Below are 21,938 nucleotides of genomic sequence, written 5' to 3'. Positions count from 1 at the left end.
AATGAGCTTGCCGCGCGTGGATGTCATGGTGCTTGGGGTTATGTCGCTCGCGGCGATGGCTTCTTCCTATTCGATTGCGTCCGCGTCCACGCCGGCGCCCGTTGACCGCTCCGTGGCCAGCGCCGAGGCAAATCCCGGTAATTGGCCCGTGCGCGCTGCGACGCTCGCTCCCGACGCCGAGGTCGAGCGGCGCATCGACGCCCTGATCGCGGCCATGTCGCTCGAACAGAAGGTCGGTCAGATTATCCAGGCCGATATCGCCAGCGTTACCCCTGACGACGTCTATCGTTATCACCTTGGTTCGGTGCTCAACGGCGGCAACTCCGATCCCGGCGGACGCTATAACGCCCCGGCAAAGGACTGGCTGGCAGCGGCTGACGCCTTTTACGCCGCGTCGATGAAGCCGAACGGCAAGCTGCCCCGGATTCCCGTGATATGGGGCAGCGACGCGGTCCACGGCCACAACAATGTCGTCGGCGCCACGCTGTTTCCTCACAACATCGGGCTCGGCGCGGCCCGCAATCCCGATCTCATCCACCGGATCGGCGCCGCGACCGCGATCGAGATGCGCGTCACCGGGCTCGACTGGACCTTCGCCCCGACGCTCGCGGTCGTGCGCGACGATCGCTGGGGCCGCACCTACGAGGGTTTCGGCGAAACGCCGGAGATCGCGACGAGCTACGCTGCGCCGCTGATCGAAGGCCTGCAGGGCAAGGTCGGCGACAGGGAATGGCTTCGCGGTCCGCACATCATTGCCACCGCCAAGCATTTCCTCGGCGATGGCGGAACGCACGGGGGTAAGGATCAGGGCGACGCGCAGATGCCCGAAGCGGAGTTGCGCGATGTCTTCAGCCCGCCTTACCTCCCCGCGCTCGATGCCGGTGTCCAGTCGGTGATGGTGAGCTTTTCGAGCTGGAACGGGATCAAGATGCACGGCAACCGCTCGCTGCTGACCGGCGTCATGAAGGATCGCTGGGACTTCGACGGGTTCCTTGTCGGGGATTGGAACGGCCACGGACAGGTTGCGGGTTGCACGGCCACCGACTGTGCGGACGCCGCCATTGCGGGGCTCGACATGTATATGGCCCCGGACAGCTGGAAGGCGTTGTATCGCACGACGGTGGCTCACGCGCGTGATGGAAGGCTGCCCGTCGCGCGGCTCGATGACGCGGTGCGCCGGATTCTGCGCGTCAAGATTCGGGCCGGACTGTTCGAAGCCGGCAAGCCGTCCGCGCGACCCTATGGCGGAAGGTTCGAATTGCTCGGGAGCAAGGAGCATCGGGCGCTGGCGCGCGAGGCGGTTCGCGAGTCCCTCGTGCTCCTGAAAAATGCGGGCGGCCTTTTGCCGTTAAAGCCGGGTGCGAACATTCTCGTCGCCGGCGACGGCGCAGACAATCTCACCAAGCAGACGGGCGGCTGGACGCTGAGTTGGCAGGGCACCGGAACGAAGCGGAGCGATTTTCCGCATGCGCAATCGATCTGGGAAGGCATCGACGCCGAGGTGAAGGCTGCGGGAGGGTCGGCCACCCTGTCGGCCGACGGGCACTATAGTGGCAAGCCCGATGTCGCGATCGTCGTCTTCGGCGAGGACCCCTATGCCGAGTTTCAAGGCGATCGTCCGGACGTCGGTTATGACGATGCGAAGAATCTGGAACTCCTGCGCTCGTTGAAAGCCGCGGGCATACCCACGGTTTCGGTATTCCTTTCGGGGCGCGCGATGTGGGTGAACCCGTTCCTCAATGCTTCGGATGCCTTCGTGGCGGCCTGGCTTCCCGGCTCCGAAGGAGGCGGCGTCGCCGACGTGCTTTTCGGCAAGTCCGACTTTCGCGGGAAATTGCCCTACAGCTGGCCAAGATCGAGCGACCAGACCGCAGTCAACGTCGGCGATGCGGATTACGATCCGCTTTTCGCTTATGGCTTCGGCTTGACCTTCGCCGACAAGGGCGATCTCGCGCTTTTGCCCGAAACCCGTGCCCGGGTTGTGGCCGCCGATCCCGGCGTCCTGTTCGCGGCCGGAAAGCCGGGGGGCGGGCGGCGGCTTTTGCTGGGGGCGCCCGGCGCGCTTTCTACCAGTCCCGGGCCCGAGCTGATCGAAGTGCGCGGCGCCGATCGCGCCGCGCAGGAGGATTCGGTTCGCCTTCGCTGGACCGGCGCCGGCCCGGCTGTCGCCGCGATCGTTCAGGATACGCCGGCGGATCTGTCGCGCCAGTCGAATGGCGACCTCGCGTTGGAACTCGAGCTCAGGGTCGACGCGCCGCCGTCGGCTGACGTGAGCCTGATCATGGGATGCGGCTCGCGATGTGCGGGCGGCTTTCCGCTGCGGGCGATGTTTGCCGAGGCGGCGAAGACCGGGAAATGGGTGCGGATAGCGATCCCGCTCCGCTGCTTCGAGAAGGCAGGGGTCGATATGACGCGCGTCGAGACGCCGCTCAGCTTCGCCACGTCGGGAACGCTCGATCTGGTCCTTTCGTCGGCGCGAATCGTCTCGCCGTCGGGACCGGTACTGAAATGCAAATAACACTGACTCAAGGGAGGATGACATGAACAGGGACAAATTGACGCGCACCGCGCTCTTGGTGCTGCTTTCGACAACCGCGGCGCTGCCCGCCCATGCGCAAGATGCCGGAACAGGCGCTGGCGACGACCGCGACGAGATCATCGTCACCGCGAACCGCCGCGAGGAAAATATGCAGGACGTCTCAGGCGTCGTTCAGGCCCTGGGCGCCAATCAGTTGCGTCAGGACGGCATCAGCGAGCTGCGTCAGCTACAGGTCGCCGTTCCGGGACTCAGCATTGCGAACCAGGAAGGCAATGTCGAAATCTTCATCCGCGGCGTCGGCTCGGCGAATAACACCGAACTCGGCGATCCCGGAGCCGCACCGCACCTCAACGGCACTTATATCCCGCGTCCGCGGGGGCTGGGCCTGATGTTCTATGACCTCGAGCGGGTCGAAGTGAACAAGGGGCCGCAGGGCACGCTCTACGGGCGCAATGCGCTTGCCGGCACGCTCAACATCATCACTGCCAAGCCGCGGCTGGGCGAGTTTAGCGGCTATGCGCAGGCCGAGATTGCCAACCGCTCGTCCTACGGTGCCGAGGGTGCGATCAATATTCCGCTAGGCGAGGCCTTCGCGCTGCGCGCGGCGGGCTATTATATCAACCGCGACTATGGCTTCAAAAATGTCTCGACCGGCGCGCCGGCGAGCGGGCTCAAGCCCGCCGGCCTCGAAGAAAATTACGCCGGCCGCCTGTCGCTGCTCTGGGAACCGGACGACCGGCTCAGCATTTCGATCGTCGGCGATTACGGCAAGGAAACAGGGACTGGCTATCCGGGCGCCAATATCTTCAGCGCGGTCGTCGGTAGCGGCCTGCGGCCCGACAAGCTCAACCTCAAACATGTCGTCTACCGCGGGTTGCAGGGTGACATGGAGAACGAGCTATGGGGCATCCAGGGCAAGATCAACTATGATTTCGGAAGCTTCGGCGCCGAACTGACCGGCAGCTACCGCTCGGTCGATTTTTACCAGGTCAACGCATCGAGCGACGGCATCGACTATCCCGGCCGTGACCTTTCGGCGGTCCAGTATGACAATTACTCGGGCAATTTCTGGCAGACGAAATCGAAAAGCCAGGTTTACGAAGCGCGGCTGTTTGCCAATGACGACCAGAGCCTGCGCTGGAATCTCGGCGCCTTCTATTTCAAGGAAGACCAGGCGGTCGGCTACCTCGCACTCGCCGATCGCGGCTATTGCTGCTATTCGGCGACCGAGTTCGTGATGCCCGACGTGAACGGCGAAAGCTATGCCTTCTACGCCGACGGAACCTATGACGTGGCCGACCGGCTCCGCTTCCTCGCCGGCATCCGCTATACCAAGGAAAAGAAGTCGCGTTATGGCATTGGCGGCAACTGGGCGCTGACGCTCGGCGGCGAGAACTTCGATTGCTGTTTCGCGACCCGCGTCGGAACGGAAGGATTTCGTCCGGCGCTGCTCGACCGGCCCAATTTCGATGTCAGCGATATCACGACGCCGCAGGGCATGGCGCAGTTCCTGATCGAGGGGGTAAAGACGCCGGGTCTGCGCGACACATTGATCGACCAGATCGGTTCGATCGCCGACGGCACCAATCCCAATGGGACCTGCATCGACCGGCCCGACATCGACAATGGGTTCGTCAATTGCCCCGCGATCAATCCGTCGAACACCAATGGCGGCTTCAGCTATGCGAACCTGACGATCCCCGGCCAGCAGATCGGCAGTTCGAAGTTCGATTTCATCGATTGGCGGCTGGGGATCGAATATGATCTGAGCGACGACAATATGCTCTATGCAAAGGTTTCGACCGGGCACAAATCGGGCGGTTTCAACGACAGCTTCAACGGGTCGCCGATCCCCGAGACTTTCAGTCCTGAAAAACTGCTCGTATATGAAATCGGCAGCCGCAACAGCTTCGACGCTTTCGGCCGCCCCGCCATTTTCAACCTGACCGGCTTCTATTACGACTATACGAACCAGGTCTTTCAGGATCTGACCTGTATCAATCTGGACGAGACGCAGAACCCGCCGGTCTGCAACGGTTATTCGCTGGTCAACCGCAACATCGGCGCGTCGCGCATCTACGGCGCCGAGGCCGAACTGCGCATCAAGCTGCCGGGCAATTTCGGGCTCGATATCAATGCCGCCTACCTCGACACCAAGATCACGCGAGGAATCGTGGCGGATGCGCGCGCCCAGGATTTCGACGCAGGCGGCAATTCGCCGCTTGTCAGCCTTGTCGGCAACCGCCTTCCGCTCGCGTCGAAGATGAACGTCAGTGCGCGGCTGTCGCAATGGTTCGACGCTGGGCCTGGCCGTCTCGACTGGCAGGCGCTGCTGAACTACCGCTCGTCCTATTTCCTGAGCCAGTTCAACGAGGACGATATCGTCTTCCTTGACGGCACGCGCCAGAGCGCGCTGGCAGCCGGTTTCCCCGACCGGCAAAAGGGTTATGCGACACTCAACCTCGGGATCGGCTACACGATCGACAATTTCCGCATCGAGGCTTGGGCCAGCAATTTCCTCAACGAGGAAGTCTCGCAAAAGGCGTTGGTCGGATCGTCGCTCAACATCCGTTTCCTCAACGATGCACGCAGTTACGGCCTGCGCGCGCGGATCAGCTTTTAGGCGAAAAAGGGGGGCAGCCGCCCGTGACCGCAACGCGGCGCGGGCGGTTGTTCAAACGCTTCATGCGGAACTTCAGCGAGCCCCCATATGTCATGGTCGCGACCGCCTCGTCCCAGTCCTGCTTGCGCTCGGTACCTCCTTTGCCTGATCCCGGTCCGCCGGTTACGACGAAGAAGCGATCCATCCCGTCCCTCAGCTTTCCCGCGCTTGCGCGAAGGTAAGGACCAGCGTGTCCCGCCATGCCGGGGCGCCCGGGATCGCAGCGTCGATGGGCGTCGTTCCATGACGGACGTCACGGTCATTCAGCAGCAGGGCTTCGCCGAGACGGCTTAGCCGATGTTCGAGGACGCAAGTGCCGGAATCCTCTTCGACGCGGCTTTCACCGCCTGCATAATCGCTGCCGCCGACGAGCAGGATCAGCACCCAGTCGCGCCCGTCATGATGCATGCCCTCCGGTGTCGGGAGGCCGGGCTGCCCCGGCAGCGCCTCGATGCGAAATTGATGCGCCTCAACCGTCCAGGAGTTCGAACCTTGCGGGGGCGAATCCGCGATAAGAGCGGAGGTTCCCAGCACCAGCGCCTGAAACAGCGGCGATCCGGTTTGCGCTTCGGCCATCGGCGCGAACCAGCGTTCGACCGCCATTCAATGGATTGTGATCGCGTTCCTGATAATGCGGCCGATGCGGCAGGCGCGTGCATTTCCCGCCTGCCACCTCAAAGGCGGCATAGCGTCTGCGGCGATAGGTGCCGCCGTCGGCCATCCATGTGTCGTGCGGCAGATCATCCCAACTCCGCGCAAATGCTCCCCATTCCGGGTTGCCGGGATCAACAAGCTTGCCCGGTGGCAGGAGCAGGGCGGGCGGCGTGGCGATGCACTCGCCGGAGGCGGTGGCGAGCCACCCGGTCATGTCTCGCCGTCCCAGTAGCCGACCGCATCGGCATAGCGCCCGACATGCTCCACCGACCGGCTCGCCTTGTCGCCGCCGGGAGCAGCGCCAGCCATGACCGCGAACTTGCCGCTGTCGGGATAGTCGATCACGTCGGGCTCATTCATCGTGCTGATGGCTAGGTAGCGCAGGTCCGTATCGCCGCTGTTGATGATCTGGTGCGCACTTGCCGCGCCGCTGGCCGGGCACAGCGCGACATCGCCTGCCCGGAGCGCGTGCTCGCCATCGGCGTAGCGCAGGCGACCGCTACCGGAGAGGACCACGAACAGTTCCTCATTCGCGTGATGGCCGTGGAACGGCCACGCCCGTTTGCCCGGCGGCACCATGACCAGCCTTCCGCCCAGCATGTGCGCGCCCAGCGGCGAAGCGAAAGACGCCATACGCGCTTCGTAGAGATCGCCGTGCGCCTGTGTTTGTAGGTCAAGGGTATCGAGATGAAGAACGGGGGTGCGATAAAGGCCATGATTGAACCAATACAATGTTTGATTTGATCGACTCATGATTTGATACAATGATGAGGCCCAAGGAGCAATCAGATGAGCACGAAGACCCCGGCCGATTTCTATTTCGATCCCGTCTCGCCCTTCGCCTTCCTGATGTGGAAGCGCCTGCGTGAAGACGATTTCGGGCTGGAGATACGTCCGGTCCCGGTGCTGCTGGGGGCGCTGCTCAATCACTGGGGCCTGGTCGGCCCGGCGGAAGTGCCGCTCAAGCGGGCGCAGACCTATCGCATGTGCCAATGGCTCGCTGACAGGAACGGTATCGCGCTGCGCTTTCCCGATACGCATCCGTTTCGTTCGGTCGAGGCCCTGCGACTGCTAATTGCGCTCGATGCCCGCGCGGATGCTGTCGATACCGTGTTCGAGGCGGTTTTTGCGCAAGGCCGGGATCTGACCGATGGTGCCGAACTGGAGAGGCTCGGCGCCGAACTTGGTCTTTCCGCTGTGCAGGACAGGATCGCAAGCGCGGATGTAAAGGACGGGCTCCGAGCCAACACCGAGACGGCGATCGCGCGCGGCGTGTTTGGCGTGCCCACGCTTGCGATCGGGGAGGACCTGTTCTGGGGCTTCGATACGCTGGGCATGGTGCGCGATTATCTGGCCGATCCCAAAATGTTCCAGACGGCTGAGATGCAACGCCTCGGTACTCTCGATTATGGCGTGCCCCGGAGGGCAGGATCATGAGCGAGGCCAATGACCCGCTTCTGCTCGAGCGCGTTCGCGAGAGCTTCTCGCGTCAGAGCTTCATGGGGTTGATCGGGGCTGAGGTGATCCACGCCAGCCACGGTAAGGTGGTTCTCGATCTGCCGTTCCGGGCTGATCTTTGTCAGCAGAATGGCTTCCTTCATGGCGGTGTAGTCGGTGCGATTGCCGACGTGGCGGGCGGCTATGCGGCCTATTCGGTCTTCGGCGATGGCGACGATGTCCTGACGGTTGAGTACAAGCTCAATCTTATCCGCCCGGCGGCGGGAGAACGTCTGCGCGCCACGGGTGAAGTGCTGCGCGCCGGCCGCGCCCTGACGGTCTGCGATCTCAAGGTCCATGCAATGCGTGAGGGAGAGGAGGTCCTGTGTGCTTCCGGCCAGCAGACACTCATGCGCATGGAAACGGCACGGCCATGACGCTCCCTGTGCTCTTGCTTCCCGGCATAGGCGGTTCGGGACCGGACCATTGGCAAAGCCATTGGGAGCGGACCGATCCCGACATGACCCGCTTCGCACCGTCCGATTGGGGCCGGCCGGAACTTGCCGACTGGTGCGAGGCGCTGGATCGGGCGGTGAAGTCCCTGAACAGCTCGCCCATTCTGGTCGCGCATAGCCTTGCCTGCCTGCTGGTGGCGCATTGGGCCGCCGCGCGAGGAGCTCCGGTAGCTGGCGCGATGCTGGTCGCCGTGCCAGACCCGTGCGGATGGGCGTTTCCGGATGAAGCGCGGTCCTTCGCGCAAGTGCCGGCGCAGCCCCTGCCATTTCCCAGCCTGATCGTCGCCAGCGCGAACGATCCTTACGGAACAGTCGATTACAGCAAACGGCGCGCCCGGCAATGGGGCTCGCGGCTGATCGCGTTGGGTTCGCTCGGTCATATCAACACGGGCAGCAAGGCCGGAGGGCCGGGATATCCTCACGTCCTTCCGCGCTGAAATCGAAGGGAATGGAGCATGACCATCTGGACTGCACTTGCTGGCTTCATGCTGGCCGCCGGGTTTCTTCTCGTCACGCCCGGCCTCGACATGGCACTGGTCCTGCGCACACTCGCCGTCGAGGGGCCGCGTCAGGCTCTCGCGGCGGCGGCAGGCGTGGTTGCGGGCGTTCTTGCCTGGGGGCTGATTGTGGCGCTGGGGCTTGGCGCGCTGCTCGCGCTGTCAGGAACGCTCTACGTGATCCTGCAATATGCAGGCGCCGCCTATCTACTCTGGCTGGGGCTGGGCATGGTCCGGGCGGCTCTCAAATCGGGTGCGCCCTCCGATGCCGCAAGTCCGGCATTGCCATCTGCTCCATCACGATCGGGCAACTGGTTCATGAAGGGCCTGCTCACCAATCTGCTCAATCCCAAGATGGGTGTCTTCTATGTGAGCTTCCTGCCGCAGTTCATCCCGGTGGGAGCGTCGGTAATGGGCTTCAGCCTGTTGCTGGCGACGCTTCATGCCACGCTCGGCATGGCCTGGTTCGCGCTCCTGATCCTTGGCAGCCGTCCGCTGCGGCACTGGTTCGTGCAAGGGGCCGTAGCGCGCTGGCTCGATGGCCTGACCGGCGGCGTGCTCATCACGCTGGGCCTGCGCATCGCCTTCCATCCGGCGCAGCGATAGCGCCGTTTCCATATCGAGAGAGACATGCAGATAGCCGTTCTGACTTTCGACGGGTTCAACGAACTGGATTCGTTCATCGCGTCGACGACCCTCAATCGCCTCAGGCCGCTGGGCTGGAATGCCTGGATCACGTCGCCTGCGGACGAAGTGGCGTCGATGAACGGTGTCACCATCCGCCGTCAGCGTCCGCTTGAATTTACGGAAGAAGCAGACGCCGTCCTGATCGGCAGCGGTATCCGCACGCGCGACGTGGCTCGCGATGACGCTCTTCTGGCGCGACTTCGGCTCGACCCCGAGCGCCAGTTGATCGGTGCGCAGTGCTCAGGCACCCTGTTGCTGGCGAAGCTCGGTTTGATTGGTGATCTGCCTGCCTGCACCGATCTGACGACAAAGCCATGGGTCATCGAGGCGGGCGTGAACGTGATCGACGCACCATTCGTCGCGCATGGCAATGTCGCGACCGCGGGCGGCTGCCTCGCCTCGCATTATCTCGCGGCCTGGATGATCGCGCGCGGTGGTTCGGTGGAACAGGCGCGCGAAGCGATCCACTATGTCGCGCCGGTCGGCGAAAAGGAGATGTATGTCGAACGGGCGATGGCTGTCATTGCGCCGTTTTTGGTCGAGGCTGCGTCCGCCTGATCCGTCGTCTCAATCGCTTCCGGCCTGCTCGATCACCAGAATGCGCGCTTCGCCAAGGGGGCGGGCGACATGTTCATCGCCCGGTTCGGCGTGAAAGATGTCCCCTGTTTCAAGATGCAGAACCTGTTCGCCGCCAGCGGTCCGGACATGCATGTCGACACGCCCGTCGAGGACAGCGAAGACTTCCGGGCCATCGTTGATGTGCCAGCGGTAGGGCTGGTCGGTCCAGTGCAGCCGCACCGTCGCGTCGTGGATCCGCTCGATCGACAGCGCGTCCCATGCCGATCTGCCGGTGAAGTCGCGGGCGCGGATAACCTGCACGTCTTGCCCTCATGCCGACGCAGAGCCGACGCCCCGTACCAGCATCACGCTGCCGGAGGTCGCTGCGTGCCGATCGACCGCAATTTTGCGATATTCGGGGGATATTTCCCACGCTCGGAAGGCCGCTTCGTCGGGGAACTTGAGCAAGATCACCTTTTGACACGCCAAGGCGCCTTCGATCGCCACGGGCGCTTCGTCTGCGGCGAGAAGCGATCCGCCATATGGCGTCAACGTCGCCGAGAAGGCGGCAGCATACTGGTCGTAACGAGCCCGGTCGTGAATCGAAATCTGGCCGATTGCATAAACCGTCATCAAAATCCTCCCTCTACTGATTTCAGGCGAACCGGCGATCCCGTTGCAGCCCGTTCATTCGCTCAGTGCCATATCCTGCGCGCTGTAGAAGCTCTCGCCTTCGACCTGCCGCTCGTGCACGAAGCGCATCGTTTCGAGCGCCCGCCTGGCCTTGCCGTTGCGCCGGGCCACATAGTGGACGCCGAGCACTTGGCGCTCAGTATCGCAGACGGCAGCGATCAGGGTAAAGTGCAGTTCGGACGAAGCCTCCAGCGCCTTCGACCAATAGGCGCGCAAACTGGCCTTGCCCTCGATGATCGGTGAACCCGTCAGTTCCGCGGCCAATGGGCTGATGAAGCGCGCGTCCTCGGCAAAGTGCGCCAGAATGGCGTCGAGATCGCGCGCGTTCCAGTTGGCGATCCAGTTCGCCGCAAACATCTCCATGTCTTCCCGATTCATTGCGTTGTCCTTCAGATCAGAAACAGCAGGGCAGTGAGCGCGGTCAGAACCGCCATCACGCGCACGAACACGATCATGGCCTTGCGGCTTTCGAGCAGTTCGCGGGCCCCCGCGCCCATCGCCGCCCAGGTTGCGATGGAAGGCAGGCCGACCAGCACGAAGGCCGCGACGATAACGCCGAGCTGCAGGGCGAGCGGCCGGCCGGGCACGGTAAAGCTGGCGATGGCGGGCATGGTGATCGCCCAGGCCTTGGGATTGACGAATTGGAAGGCCGCCGCCTGAAAGAAAGTCAGCGGATGCGCGCCCTCGCGGTGTTCGACGCCTTCCGATTGCCACAGTTTCACCGCCAGCCAGGCAAGATAGACAGCACCGAAGATCCGCACTGCCCAGCGCAGCACGGGCCATGCCTCGAACAGCGCACCCAGACCCAGCCCGCTGAGCACCAGCATGAGCGCGCAACCGAAATTGATCCCGAAGATGTGCGGGATGGTCCGGCGGAATCCGAAAACCAGCCCCGACGAGGCGAGCATGATGTTGTTGGGGCCGGGCGTGGCCGTGCAGACGAAACTGTACAGCGCAAGCGGGGCAAGCAGACTCGTATCCATGATGTTCTCCTGCGAAGCTGGATGATCATCATTGAACTATGAGTCAAATGTAGTATTGAACCGGTTCAATATGGATCGGGGATGGCGATGAAGGACTGGCAGCCGGATATCTCGAAGGGCAGTGCGCCGGTATACGAGCGTCTCGTGTCCGCGCTGGAGGGCGATGTGCGCGATGGTCGCCTTGCGCCCGGCGACCGTTTGCCACCGCAGCGCGATCTGGCACACCGCCTGTCCCTGAGTGTCGGCACGGTCAGCCGGGCCTATGTCGAGGCGGAGCGACGAGGGTTCATTTCCAGCCATGTAGGCCGGGGTTCGTTCGTCGCCGACCGGGCAAGACCGCATGCCGCGCCACATGACACCGGCCCGCTCGACATGGCGCATAATGTGCCGCCGCTCGATCCTGCCGAGCGCTGGATCGGGGAGGGGCTGTCCCGCGTGCGCCAGCGCGCGGATCTTGGCGTAGCGGTGAACTATGCGCCGCCCGAAGGCCTGGCCTCGATCCGCGAGGCCGGGGCATCCTGGCTCAAGCGCCGTCATGGCGTGACTCGCGCGACGGCGGATCGGGTCATTCAGTGCAACGGCGGGCAGCATGGCCTTGCACTTGCCTTCGCGGCGCTGGCGCGGCCCGGCGATACGATTCTGTGCGAAGCCGCGACTTATCCCGGCATCCGGACATTGGCCGACCATGCGGGCTACCGCCTGCAGGGTGTTGCCATGGATGCGCGCGGCATCGATCCCAAAGCGCTAGCGCGCTGTGCCCGCGAAATTGGCGCCAAGGTGCTGGTCATAATCCCGACCTTGCAGAACCCGACCACGATCAGCCTCGATGCCGCGCGCCGCGCTGAAATCATCGAGGTCGCCCGTGCCCATGATCTGATGATCGTGGAGGACGATGCCTATCGCGTCTTCGCCGATGCCGGGGCGGCGGACTGCTTTGCCGATCTCGCGCCCGAAAGGACATTGATGGTCGCGGGCGTTTCCAAGGCGGTCGCGCCCGGCTTGCGGCTCGGTTTCCTGTTGCCGCCCGACAATGAAGACATTCGCGATCGACTGCTGCTGGGCATCCGCGCCTTTGGCTACAGCCCTCCCTCGCTGGGCGGTCTGGTCTTCAGCCAGTGGGAACAGGACGGAACGGCCGACAGGATCGCCGACGATGTAATTGCCGAAAGCGAGGCGAGGACGCAGTTGGCGTCGGCGATCCTCGGCAAGGCGATGGCAGTGCCGGGGGCGGGGCGCAGCCTCCACGTCTGGATGCCGATGCCCATGCTCGACGCCGAACGGCTAAGCGCCCGCGCCTTACGCGCCTCCATCGCGCTGACGCCGCCTGACGGGCCGATCGTCGATGCCGTGGCGCCCTCCGGGGTTCGCCTGTGCCTTGGCGGCCTGCGCTCGCGCGATGATCTTGAACAGGCGCTTCGCGATATCGCTGCCATGCTGACGACTGCCGGGGGCAGCGCCGCACACGGTCTGGTCTGACATGCGAGGCCAGCCATGCATATGAATCGATCCCCGGCGAGCGGTACGGATTTCTGGTCTTATGCCACGCTCTGCATCGTGATCCTGTTCTGGGCGGGCAATTTCATTGTCGGTCGCGCGGTGAACGGTGTCATTCCGCCGTTCACCCTGGCGCTGGTCAGGTGGAGCGGTGCGCTTGCGATCCTTCTGCCTTTTGCGTGGCGGCATTTGCGCGCCGATCGGCAACGGCTCCTGTCGCACTGGAAGGCGGTCCTGCTGCTTGGCCTGACGGGCGTGGCCGCCTTCAATGCCTTCATCTATTCGGGCCTGCAATTCACCACCGCCAGCAACGGGCTTTTGCTTCAGGCGGCGATCCCGGCGCTTGTTCTCCTGTTCAATCACCTCTTTTTCGGCGACCGGGCGTCGGCTTTGCAGATCGTCGGCGTGACCCTCTCCATGCTGGGCGTGGCGGTCATCGTGCTGCGCGGCGATCTTGCTGCACTGGCGCGGCTGACACTCAATTTCGGGGATTTCCTCGTGCTGTGCGGAGTCGTCTGCTGGGCGCTTTACACCGCGTTGCTGCGCCTTCGCCCCGATTGCCACCCGGCCAGTTTCCTTGCGACGACATTTTTTATTGGCGCCTCAGTAATGGCGCCGCTCGCCGCGATGGAAATGGTCGGCGGGGCCGGCATCCCGTTGCGAGCCGATGTGCTTGGCGCCTTTGTCTATGTTGCTTTGTTCCCGTCGCTCTTTGCCTATGTGCTCTACAACGCGGCTGTGAAAAATCTCGGAGCAGCACCCGCAGGCCAGATGATTACACTGATGCCTTTGTTCGGCGCCGGTCTCGCCGCTCTGCTGCTGGGCGAGGCTTTATTCAGGTTTCACATCATCGGAATGGTGCTGATCCTCGGCGGCATCGTTCTGGGCGCGGTCGGCGTGCGCCGCCAATTACGGCGGATCGATGATTTTGGCGCGACCGTGTCACGCGGCCGAGCCAGCTGAGTACGCATGTAATGTGGAATTACCGGCGGGGCGGAGCGATCGAACTGGCGTCGTGCGCAGGACAGTGAGAACCGTCCGCGGCCCAAGCTTGTCGCCGGCCTCGACATAAAATCTTGATGATGAAGCAAGAAAAATGGTTGACGCACTAGCTGTTTGGTCCCGGTGTTTGATGGTGCATTATCCATGCAGGCATGGAAGGATGCGCTATGGGCCAGATTTTACACGGGAGCGCCCACACGACGTAGGCAGTCCGTCGAGCGATACAGCATAGTCAAGAGAGCCTGAGGGTTCTGGCGAAGCGGTACGGGATCAACCAGAAGACGGTTGCCAAGTGGAAGAAGCGCGCGGCAGTCAAGGATTTGCCGACCGGTCCGAAGAATGCCCACTCGACCGTCCTGTCGATTGAAGAAGAGGCGATCATCGTCGCCTTCCGCAAGCATACGCTGCTGCCGCTGGATAACTGCCTCTATACCTACAGGCGACGATTCCGCACCAGACGCGCTCCTCCCTGCATCGCTGCCTTAGGCGCCACGGGATCAGCCGCTTGCCCGAGGTGACGGGCGACAAGGAGCCGAAGCGCAAGTTTCTAGCGGACAATCGGCTTGACCCGAGCGTTTCCCTTTTTGGCCATTTCGGCCGCAGGAGAACGATCATGGGTAGGTCAGAATTCGACTATGCGCGTCTCGTCGACGAATGGGTCACCGCGGTGGGACTCCGAAGCGAAGACGACGGGACGCATTCTCTGCGCTGGACAAAGGCTTCGATCATTTACAAGGCGACGGGGAATTTGCGCGCTGTGCAAATTCTGCTTGGCCACACCAAGATTGAGAATACGGTGCGATACCTCGGCGTCGATGTTGAAGACGCGTTGACCTTGGCGGAAGGCATCGAAGTTTAACCAGTAAATCTCGATATCCTAGAGAGCGAGCGCTCTAGCTCGTGGCGGAACATCCGCTCTCTCTGTTTGCTCCCTAAAAGCGGACCGTCTCTAAGCGGCGATTCTAGACCGCTTTTCCTCTCGTTCGCGGTCCGGCTACCGGTGTTTTAGCTCTTTCATCTTCAGTTTCAGTGCAGCGCCCCGCGATGCGCGAGGCACTGCATACCCCGGATCAAAATCGGAAGCTGAGCGTGCCGCCGATCGTGCGGAAGGCTTCGGGCATGACGATCTTCGCATAGCCACCGGGGTTGATGACGCCCGCCGCATAGGGCGCGTAGAAATGCTTGTTGAACAGGTTCCGCGCATAGAGACCGATGCGCCAGCCGCCGTCTTCGGCACCAAGGCCCAGCGTGCCGTTGAACAGGCCGTAGGCGGCGATCTCGGCATTGGGGTCGCCGATCACAGCCTGAGTTTTTGAGCGCCACGACCAGTTCACCCCCGCATCGACCGCCAGGTCGCTGCCGACCGGCTGCTCATAGTCGGCGCGCAGGATATAGGACCATTTGGGCGCGTTGGGCAGGCGGTACCCGCGATAGTTGGCGACCGTCGTGTCGGTACCCGGCACTACGTAGCAGCCTTCGCCCGCAACCGGGGATATCGGCTGTCCGGGATAGCATTGTCCGTCATAGTCGCGGAACGTCGCATCGTTGAGCGATCCGCTGGCCGACAACCGTAGGGCGGGGGTCACGCGCAGGCTCGTCTCGGCCTCGATCCCGCGCGCGCGCAGCATGCCCGCGTTCGAGAGGTAGAAGGCCGGCGGCGTGATTGTCGTATCGAAGGTCTGCGCCTGGAAATTGCGAAAATTCGACCAATATAGCGATAGGTTGAACGTGCCCTTGCCGTCGAGAAAGCTCGTTTTCGCGCCGACCTCCCAGCTTCTAACGGTTTCGGGCTCGACTTCGCGGATGATACCGCCGGTCCCGTCGATCGCGGGGCCTTTGTAGCCCGTCGACCAAGTCGCATAGAGCATGACGTTGCGGCTCGGTTCGAATTGGATGCCGACCTTACCCGACACATTGTCCGCCTTCACGATCCCGTCATAGTCGGGAAGCGTGCCGAGCGGCACGGCGGGAAAGGGCAAGGGCGTGACCACGAGGGTCCCGTGGTTGCGGTCGTTCGTGTAGCGGAGGCCGCCAATCAGCTTGATCGCATCGGTGAGCGCGAAGGTCGCATTGCCGAAAGCGGCGAGGCTGCGAACCGTGTTGCTGCTGTCGCGGCGACCGCCGCCGACGACCACCGGCACGCCGTAGAGTCCGTAATAATTTCCATACTGCGACGCCCATCCGGCATTTTCGGTATGATAATAATAGAGACCGAGGACATATTCGAGCCGCTGGCCGCCGGGAGAAGTCAGACGCAGTTCCTGTGTGAACTGGTTGCTGTCGACACCGCCGTCGCTGTTGTTGAATACGTCGGCAGGCGAGGCGTCGATATCCGACAATTGCAGCGTCTCAAGGTGGCGATAGGCGGTGATCGAGGTGAGTGTGTGATCGCCGAGGGTGGCATTCATTTCGAGCGATGCCGCGTAGAGCGAGGTGTCGGCGGTCCAGTCGCCGTCCATATAGCTCAGATAGGTGTCCGGTCCGGGCTGAACGGGGAAGGCCGCGAACTGCGAATTATAGAGCGCGCTCGTGCCAAGCGTTTCGATGATCGCACCGTCGCGGGCGAACGCGGTCTGATATTCGCCCGACAGGAGGAAGGAGAGATGGTCCGCCGGCTCCCAGAGCAATTTGGCGCGCACCCCGCTGTTGCGGCGATCGCCGACAGCGCGCGACGGGGCGAGAACGTAAGGGATCGCGCCATCCTGCCCGTTGGCATAGCCCGCGACGCGCAGCGCGAGCGTGTCGCCCAGCGGCACATTGGCGCTCGCTTGCACCGCACGATCGTTGCGCTCGCCATATTTGAGGTCGAGCGACATCGCGGGTGCGTCGAAATCGGGCTTCTTCGTGATGATCTGGATCACCCCGGCACTCGAATTCTTGCCGAACAAGGTGCCCTGCGGCCCGCGCAACACCTCGATCCGCTCGATGTCGGAAAAGCCCGTCGATCCGGGATCGCGCGAGAGGCCGATGACGACGCCGTCGATGACGAGCCCGACCGTCTGCTCGACGCCGCTGTCATAGGTCTGGGTGCCGACGCCGCGGATTTGGTAGCCGCCGCCGTTCGAGACGGGATTGGTGGCCGAGAAGGTGATGTTCGGAGCCAGATACTGGATGTCGCTGACTTCCTTCAGCCCCGATCGGGCAAGGTCGCCCGCCGAAATCGCGGAAACCGACACCGGCACGTCCTGCAATCGTTCGGCGCGCCGCGTCGCGGTGACAATGATCTCGTCGCCATCTTGCGCGGCGTCGGTGCCCTCGGCGCTGTTTTGTGCCGCCGCCGGGACCGCCCAAATCGCCGCGGCCGCGACCGAGCCGAGTAACCATCCGTGTCCCACACGCATCCTTTTCATACTGGCCTCCCCATCGGGCGCTCGCTGCGCCATTATCGTCAGACACGCCATAGGACCGCAACTTACAAGCAGTCAAGACCGCTTGTAAGTTGCGGTAGTGATTGTTAGGTCCGGATCGAGAGGAGAAGAGGCCTAATGAAAACCTGGATTGCAGTGCCGCTGATCGCAGCGGTCTCGCAGGTCGCCGCGGCCGACCCCGCCCCCCGCGTCGGCGTTGTCGCCGACCCTTGCGCGGACCTGCCCCCGGTGCCGGCGGTCGTCGCCGACTATATGGTACGCGCCAAGGCCGCGGTCGCCGCCGGCAAACCGTTGCCACCGCGATCCGAGGAGGGAATGGCCATTTATGCCGCTTGGCAGCAGGCCCTGCTGCTCGCCGACTATCCGGGGCTTTGCCGTTATGCCGCGGCCAATCGCGCGCTGCCGCCGCCAACGTCAGACCGCATCGTCTTCATGGGCGATTCGATCACCGAAGGATGGATCGACAAGCAGCCCGATTTCTTTGGCGGCGGCCGCCTCGATCGCGGCATCAGCGGCCAGACGACGACACAAATGGTCGCGCGCTTTCGCGCCGATGTCATCGCTCTCGAGCCCCGGGTAGTTCACATCATGGCGGGCACCAACGACATAGCAGGCAACGGCGGACCGACCTCGCTCGACCGGATCGAGGCGAATATCCGCACCATGATTGATCTCGCGCAGGCGCATGGTATCAAGGTAGTGCTCGCGTCGGTTTTGCCCGCGCGCCGCTTCGACTGGCGGCCGGAGATCGAACCCGCCGCGACGATCGCGGCGCTCAATGATCGCCTTCGCCGGCTCGCGGACAAAACCGGTGCGGTCTATGCCGATTATTATCGGATGATGGACGACGGTGCCGGCGGGCTGTCGTCGGTGCATGCCAAGGACGGTGTGCATCCCACCGCGGCGGGCTATGAGGTGATGCAGCCGATTACCGAACGCGCGCTAGCTGCGGCGACGGGCAAGGGGTCATAGATCCGACAGGTAGTGCCGCGCGTTGCCGATCGCCGTGATGACGCGATCGGCCGGCGTGTCTTCCTCTTCGATGAAGGCATAGCGGACGCCGGCGCCGGCCATCGTCGCCGCGATCCGGGCGAAGTTGACGACCCCTTCGCCGATCGCCACCGACGGAGGAATGCGATCGACCGCAGGCTCGAAGCCCGGCTTCCAGTCTTTCAGATGTGCAAGCGGCATGCGCGGCCCGAGCCGCTCGATATAGGGCAGCGGATCGACGCCCGCGGCGATGGTGTTGCCGACATCGAGTTCGAAATCGACAAGCGCGGGATCGCAGCGCTCGATCATGTCGTCGAACGCATAGCGCGCGTCAAAGCGTAGAAAGTCGAGCGCGTGGGTGTGATAGGCGAAGCGCATCCCGGACGCCTGTACCGCGCCACCGATCGCGTTGAACCGGTCGGCCGTGCGCAGGAAGTCGTCGCGGGTCAGTGCTGTGATCGCGTCGCGGAACACATTGTCCGACTTGCCCAAGAGTTCGCGATAGGCGGGGACGAGCGGTACTGGCGCGACGACATAGGCCATTCCGATTTCGGCGCATTGCTCGATCGTTCGTGCGATCTCGGCGTCATCCATGTCCGCGCGCACCGCGTGGGCGCCGATGGCTGTCAGCCCATGCGACGCCAGACTGTCGCGCACCGCCACCGCGCTGCGGCCGTAGAAGCCTGCGAACTCCACATCACGCACCCCCGTCTGCGCGATCGCGGCGAGCGTGCCGTCGAAGTCCCTCGCGAGCAGTTCGCGTGCCATATACAGCTGAACGCCGATTGCGGGTTCTGCTGGGGCCGCCCGCACCGCGAACGGTAACGCAAGGCATGCTGCGCCTGCTCCGAGGATCGTGCGCCTTTCGATCATCCCAAAATCCCTCCGTCTGCCTTTTGGCTTGCCATGTTTCTATCGCCGCCATATGTTACGGTCAATCCTGCTTGTAAATGTGGAGGTGGAGGGATGGCAGAGAAACCGCGCCGGCGGACGCAGGCCGAACGAAGCGCCGGCACGCGCGAGGCATTGCTGACGGCGGCGATCGAAGCACTTCACGAACTCGGCTATTCGGCGACCTCGACGATGCTGGTCGCCGAAAGGGCGGGGGTTAGCCGCGGCGCTATGCTCCACCAGTTCCGGACCAAGGCCGACCTGATGACCTTCGTGGTCGAAGCGGTCTTCGAAGAGGAGCTCCAGCGCTACCGCGAATATCTGAAAGGCATTGCCGATCCTCGCCAGCGAATGCTCGCCTATCCCGAATTGGCGTGGGAAGTGCTCAGCCGGCCTTCGGGCGTCGCTGTGCTCGAAATCCTCCAAGGATCGCGCAGCGACCCACAGCTTTGCGAAAAACTGGCGCCGGTGCAGACGCGCATCGAGGAGCAGGCGCTGGCTTTCACGCATCTGGCCGCGCCCGGCGACGAACGCGGCGCGATGGCGGTGATGCGCCTGGTCGTGTGGGCGATCCGCGGCCTGTCGATCGCGCAGGTCCTTGCTCCCGCCCCGGGGAGTGTACGCGATTCGGTGAAATTGCTGCGACGCCTGATGGAAGCGGGGCTTCAGACCGGCGTCCTGTCGGTCGGTGACGACAAGACAGACTGACAGGAGAGAAAAATGGCAAGCGCCCTATCGACCGCCATTCTGGCGGCCAGCACGATTATTGCCACGCCGGCGACGGCAAGACAGGCGGACGAGATGACCAGGCAGCAACAGGCAGCCGACGATCGCGCTGCGACGATCGTCGATGCGATGACTCTCGACGAGCAGATCGCGCTCACCATATCGGTATCTGGGGCAAGCCTCCTAGACCTTGGCATCCCTTTGCCCGACTTCATTCCCGAAGCGATGCGCACACCCAAACCCGAAGGCGCGATCGGGACTGCGGGATTCGTGCCGGCGATCGAACGGGTGGGCTTTCCCGCCCTGCACCTCGGTGACGCCAGCCTCGGTGTCGCGGACATCGGCTATCTGCGCCCCGGCCAGCAATCGACGGCGCTCCCCGCGACCTTGTCGCTTGCCGCGACGTTCGACGCCGAGATGGCGCGCGAAGCGGGGCGCATCATCGGTGCCGAGGCATTCGCAAAGGGGATCAACGTGATGCTCGCCGGCGGAGTCAATCTGGCGCGCGAGCCGCGCGGCGGGCGCAACTTCGAATATCTGGGCGAGGATCCGCTTCTCGCCGGCACCCTGGTCGCGGCGCAGATTGCTGGGATCCAGGAGAATCATGTCGCTTCGACGATCAAGCATTATGCGCTCAATCCGCAGGAAAGCGGGCGCTTCGTCTACGATGCGCGGATCGACGAGGGAGCGCTGCGCGAATCCGACCTTCTCGCCTTTGAAATAGGGATCAAGCGCGGCCATCCCGCCTCGGTCATGTGCGCCTATAACAAGGTAAACGGTGTCTATGCGTGCGAGAATGAATTCCTGATCGGAACCGTTCTCAAGGGCGACTGGGGCTATCGCGGCTGGGTGATGTCGGACTGGGGCGCTGTCCACAGCCTGAAGGCGTCCATCGACGCGGGGCTCGATCAGCAGTCGCCGCAGGACAAGGATTATTTTGCGGGGCTTGGCGATGCGGTGAAGGCCGGCGAGATCGGCGCCGCGCGCGTGCGCGACATGGCGCTGCGCATCGTGCGCTCGATGATTGCGGTCGGCGCGCTCGACCACCGCGCAAAGCCTGGCGGGGCGATCGACCGCGAGTCGAACAGCGCTCGCGCGCAGGCGCTTGCCGAAGCGGGAATGGTGCTGCTCAAAAATGACGGCATGCTGCCGCTCGCCCGCGAGGCGAGGACGATCGCGGTGATCGGCCACCTTGCCGACAAGGGGGTGCCGATCGGGGGTGGGTCGTCGCAGGTCATTCCTTGGGGCGGCGTTTATCGCGACGCGCCCGGTGCCAATCCGCTGTCGGCGCTTCTCGCGCCGAGCTACGGGCTTTCTTCGCCGCTCAAAGCGTTGCAGGCGGCGCTGCCTGCTGCGACGCTCCTCTATGACGATGGCAGCGATGCGGCGCGCGCGGCGCGCGTCGCGAATGCAGCAGATCTCGTCGTCGTCTACGCGGTGAAGCCCGAGATGGAGGGGATCGACCACGCCGACTTCGCGCTTCCCTATGGTCAGGATGCGATGATCGACGCGGTCGCCGACGCCAACCCGAAAACCGTCGTCGTTCTGCAGACCGGCAACCCGGTTGCGATGCCCTGGCTCGACAAGGTCGGCGCGGTGCTTGAAGCCTGGTTTTCGGGTCAGCGCGGCGGCGAGGCGATGGCGGCGATCCTGACCGGCGCGCGCACACCGCAAGGGCGCTTGCCGATCAGCTTCCCCGCCTCGTCCGCACACCTGCCGCACACGCGCGTTGCCGGCTACGAGCCTGCAAAGCAGCGGCCGCTCGGCATCGGCGTGCGCTACGACCCGTTTCCGATCGCTTATGCCGAGGGCAGCGATGTCGGTTATCGCTGGTTCGACCGAAAGGGAGAACGGCCGCTGTTTCCCTTCGGATTCGGGCTCACCTACACGAGCTTCGCCTATAACGGCCTCGAGTTCAGCGGCGGCAGCGCACTGCGCGTCAAGGCGCGGATTACGAACAGCGGGGCGCGCGAGGGCACCGAGGTGGCGCAGCTCTACGTCGCGCCGCCCGGCCGCACGCACCGGCTCGCGGGCTGGGCGAAGGTGACGCTCAAGCCAGGTGAAAGCCGCGAGGTGACGATCGATGCCGATCCCTGGCTCCTTCTTTCCTACGACGAAGCGGCAGGGCAGTGGGTACGGCCGCACGGCGAATATCGCTTCTTCGTCGGCAAATCGGCCGGCGAGCCGATGCTGACCGGCCGCGCGGTGCTGAACGCTGCAACCGAAGACCGGGCGCGCTGAG

Annotated in this window: 19 protein-coding genes and 3 pseudogenes; 14 read left to right on the top strand and 8 right to left on the bottom strand. The window is 63.7% G+C overall.

Annotation, left to right across the window (positions count from 1 at the left end):
- The first annotated feature begins 1 nt into the window (after position 1).
- Positions 2 to 2,518 (top strand): glycoside hydrolase family 3 protein, encoded by a 2,517-nt coding sequence (locus AC58D2_RS16460; RefSeq protein ID WP_497392093.1) that lies wholly within the window; start codon positions 2 to 4, stop codon positions 2,516 to 2,518.
- A 22-nt stretch (positions 2,519 to 2,540) separates the two neighbouring features.
- The gene (locus AC58D2_RS16455) at positions 2,541 to 5,162 is read left to right on the top strand and encodes a TonB-dependent receptor (RefSeq protein ID WP_497392091.1); all 2,622 of its coding nucleotides are present in this window, start codon (positions 2,541 to 2,543) and stop codon (positions 5,160 to 5,162) included.
- Positions 5,163 to 5,354: 192 nt separating this feature from the next.
- Here AC58D2_RS16455 and AC58D2_RS16450 read toward each other — a convergent pair.
- Both AC58D2_RS16450 and AC58D2_RS16445 read right to left on the bottom strand, forming a co-directional pair.
- Positions 5,355 to 5,922 (bottom strand): annotated as a pseudogene (locus tag AC58D2_RS16450) (2OG-Fe dioxygenase family protein).
- A 143-nt stretch (positions 5,923 to 6,065) separates the two neighbouring features.
- On the bottom strand, positions 6,066 to 6,488 hold the full coding sequence (locus AC58D2_RS16445; RefSeq protein ID WP_497392089.1) for a cupin domain-containing protein: 423 nt from the start codon (positions 6,486 to 6,488) through the stop codon (positions 6,066 to 6,068).
- Between the two features lie 156 nt (positions 6,489 to 6,644).
- Here AC58D2_RS16445 and AC58D2_RS16440 point away from each other — a divergent pair, with 156 nt between their 5' ends.
- From AC58D2_RS16440 to AC58D2_RS16420, 5 genes are read left to right on the top strand one after another with little or no spacing between them, the layout of a single operon-like run.
- On the top strand, positions 6,645 to 7,292 hold the full coding sequence (locus AC58D2_RS16440; protein ID WP_497392087.1) for a 2-hydroxychromene-2-carboxylate isomerase: 648 nt from the start codon (positions 6,645 to 6,647) through the stop codon (positions 7,290 to 7,292).
- On the top strand, positions 7,289 to 7,729 hold the full coding sequence (locus AC58D2_RS16435) for a PaaI family thioesterase (RefSeq protein WP_497392085.1): 441 nt from the start codon (positions 7,289 to 7,291) through the stop codon (positions 7,727 to 7,729). Before AC58D2_RS16440 ends, AC58D2_RS16435 begins: the two co-directional genes overlap by 4 nt.
- Complete coding sequence (locus AC58D2_RS16430) at positions 7,726 to 8,244, top strand: RBBP9/YdeN family alpha/beta hydrolase (RefSeq protein WP_497392083.1); 519 nt, start codon at positions 7,726 to 7,728, stop codon at positions 8,242 to 8,244. The genes AC58D2_RS16435 and AC58D2_RS16430 overlap by 4 nt, the downstream gene beginning before the upstream one ends.
- 18 nt (positions 8,245 to 8,262) lie before the next feature.
- On the top strand, positions 8,263 to 8,910 hold the full coding sequence (locus AC58D2_RS16425) for a LysE family translocator (RefSeq protein ID WP_497392081.1): 648 nt from the start codon (positions 8,263 to 8,265) through the stop codon (positions 8,908 to 8,910).
- Positions 8,911 to 8,934: 24 nt separating this feature from the next.
- A complete protein-coding gene (locus AC58D2_RS16420) occupies positions 8,935 to 9,549 on the top strand; it encodes a DJ-1/PfpI family protein (protein WP_497392079.1) in 615 nt (204 codons plus the stop codon).
- A gap of 9 nt (positions 9,550 to 9,558) precedes the next feature.
- On the opposite strand, the gene AC58D2_RS16415 is transcribed toward AC58D2_RS16420, so the two are convergent.
- Genes AC58D2_RS16415 through AC58D2_RS16400 form a run of 4 tightly spaced genes read right to left on the bottom strand, consistent with a single transcriptional unit; the run spans position 9,559 to position 11,225 of the window.
- The gene (locus AC58D2_RS16415) at positions 9,559 to 9,870 is read right to left on the bottom strand and encodes a cupin domain-containing protein (protein WP_497392077.1); all 312 of its coding nucleotides are present in this window, start codon (positions 9,868 to 9,870) and stop codon (positions 9,559 to 9,561) included.
- A gap of 9 nt (positions 9,871 to 9,879) precedes the next feature.
- On the bottom strand, positions 9,880 to 10,182 hold the full coding sequence (locus AC58D2_RS16410) for a DUF1330 domain-containing protein (protein WP_497392075.1): 303 nt from the start codon (positions 10,180 to 10,182) through the stop codon (positions 9,880 to 9,882).
- 54 nt (positions 10,183 to 10,236) lie between these two features.
- A complete protein-coding gene (locus AC58D2_RS16405) occupies positions 10,237 to 10,620 on the bottom strand; it encodes a nuclear transport factor 2 family protein (protein ID WP_497392073.1) in 384 nt (127 codons plus the stop codon).
- Positions 10,621 to 10,631: 11 nt separating this feature from the next.
- Positions 10,632 to 11,225, bottom strand: coding sequence for a LysE family translocator (locus AC58D2_RS16400; protein ID WP_497392072.1), 594 nt, complete (start codon positions 11,223 to 11,225; stop codon positions 10,632 to 10,634).
- An 81-nt stretch (positions 11,226 to 11,306) separates the two neighbouring features.
- Here AC58D2_RS16400 and AC58D2_RS16395 point away from each other — a divergent pair, with 81 nt between their 5' ends.
- From AC58D2_RS16395 to AC58D2_RS16380, 4 genes and pseudogenes are all read left to right on the top strand, one after another.
- A complete protein-coding gene (locus AC58D2_RS16395; protein ID WP_497392071.1) occupies positions 11,307 to 12,701 on the top strand; it encodes an aminotransferase-like domain-containing protein in 1,395 nt (464 codons plus the stop codon).
- Positions 12,702 to 12,716: 15 nt separating this feature from the next.
- Entirely contained in the window at positions 12,717 to 13,682 is a 966-nt protein-coding gene (locus AC58D2_RS16390) for a DMT family transporter (protein ID WP_497392070.1), read from the top strand.
- 260 nt (positions 13,683 to 13,942) lie between these two features.
- Positions 13,943 to 14,268, top strand: a pseudogene (locus tag AC58D2_RS16385) (transposase family protein); the annotation flags it as partial.
- Between the two features lie 87 nt (positions 14,269 to 14,355).
- A pseudogene (locus AC58D2_RS16380) lies at positions 14,356 to 14,580 on the top strand (tyrosine-type recombinase/integrase); the annotation flags it as partial.
- A gap of 211 nt (positions 14,581 to 14,791) precedes the next feature.
- Here AC58D2_RS16380 and AC58D2_RS16375 read toward each other — a convergent pair.
- Positions 14,792 to 17,071, bottom strand: a complete 2,280-nt coding sequence (locus AC58D2_RS16375) for a TonB-dependent receptor (RefSeq protein ID WP_497392068.1) — start codon at positions 17,069 to 17,071, stop codon at positions 14,792 to 14,794.
- A gap of 135 nt (positions 17,072 to 17,206) precedes the next feature.
- Here AC58D2_RS16375 and AC58D2_RS16370 point away from each other — a divergent pair, with 135 nt between their 5' ends.
- Entirely contained in the window at positions 17,207 to 18,061 is an 855-nt protein-coding gene (locus AC58D2_RS16370; protein ID WP_497392066.1) for an SGNH/GDSL hydrolase family protein, read from the top strand.
- Here the strand turns inward: AC58D2_RS16370 and AC58D2_RS16365 are convergent.
- On the bottom strand, positions 18,056 to 18,847 hold the full coding sequence (locus AC58D2_RS16365; protein ID WP_497392064.1) for a sugar phosphate isomerase/epimerase family protein: 792 nt from the start codon (positions 18,845 to 18,847) through the stop codon (positions 18,056 to 18,058). The two genes, AC58D2_RS16370 and AC58D2_RS16365, sit on opposite strands and share 6 nt — an antisense overlap.
- Before the next feature lie 198 nt (positions 18,848 to 19,045).
- Between AC58D2_RS16365 and AC58D2_RS16360 the strand changes: the two genes are divergently transcribed.
- Positions 19,046 to 19,678 (top strand): TetR/AcrR family transcriptional regulator, encoded by a 633-nt coding sequence (locus AC58D2_RS16360; RefSeq protein ID WP_497392062.1) that lies wholly within the window; start codon positions 19,046 to 19,048, stop codon positions 19,676 to 19,678.
- A 12-nt stretch (positions 19,679 to 19,690) separates the two neighbouring features.
- Positions 19,691 to 21,937 (top strand): beta-glucosidase, encoded by a 2,247-nt coding sequence (locus tag AC58D2_RS16355; protein ID WP_497392060.1) that lies wholly within the window; start codon positions 19,691 to 19,693, stop codon positions 21,935 to 21,937.
- Position 21,938: the final 1 nt, after the last annotated feature.

The organism is Sphingopyxis sp. CR5 (assembly GCF_059693785.1).
This window is presented reverse-complemented; position numbering and strand designations above follow the sequence as displayed.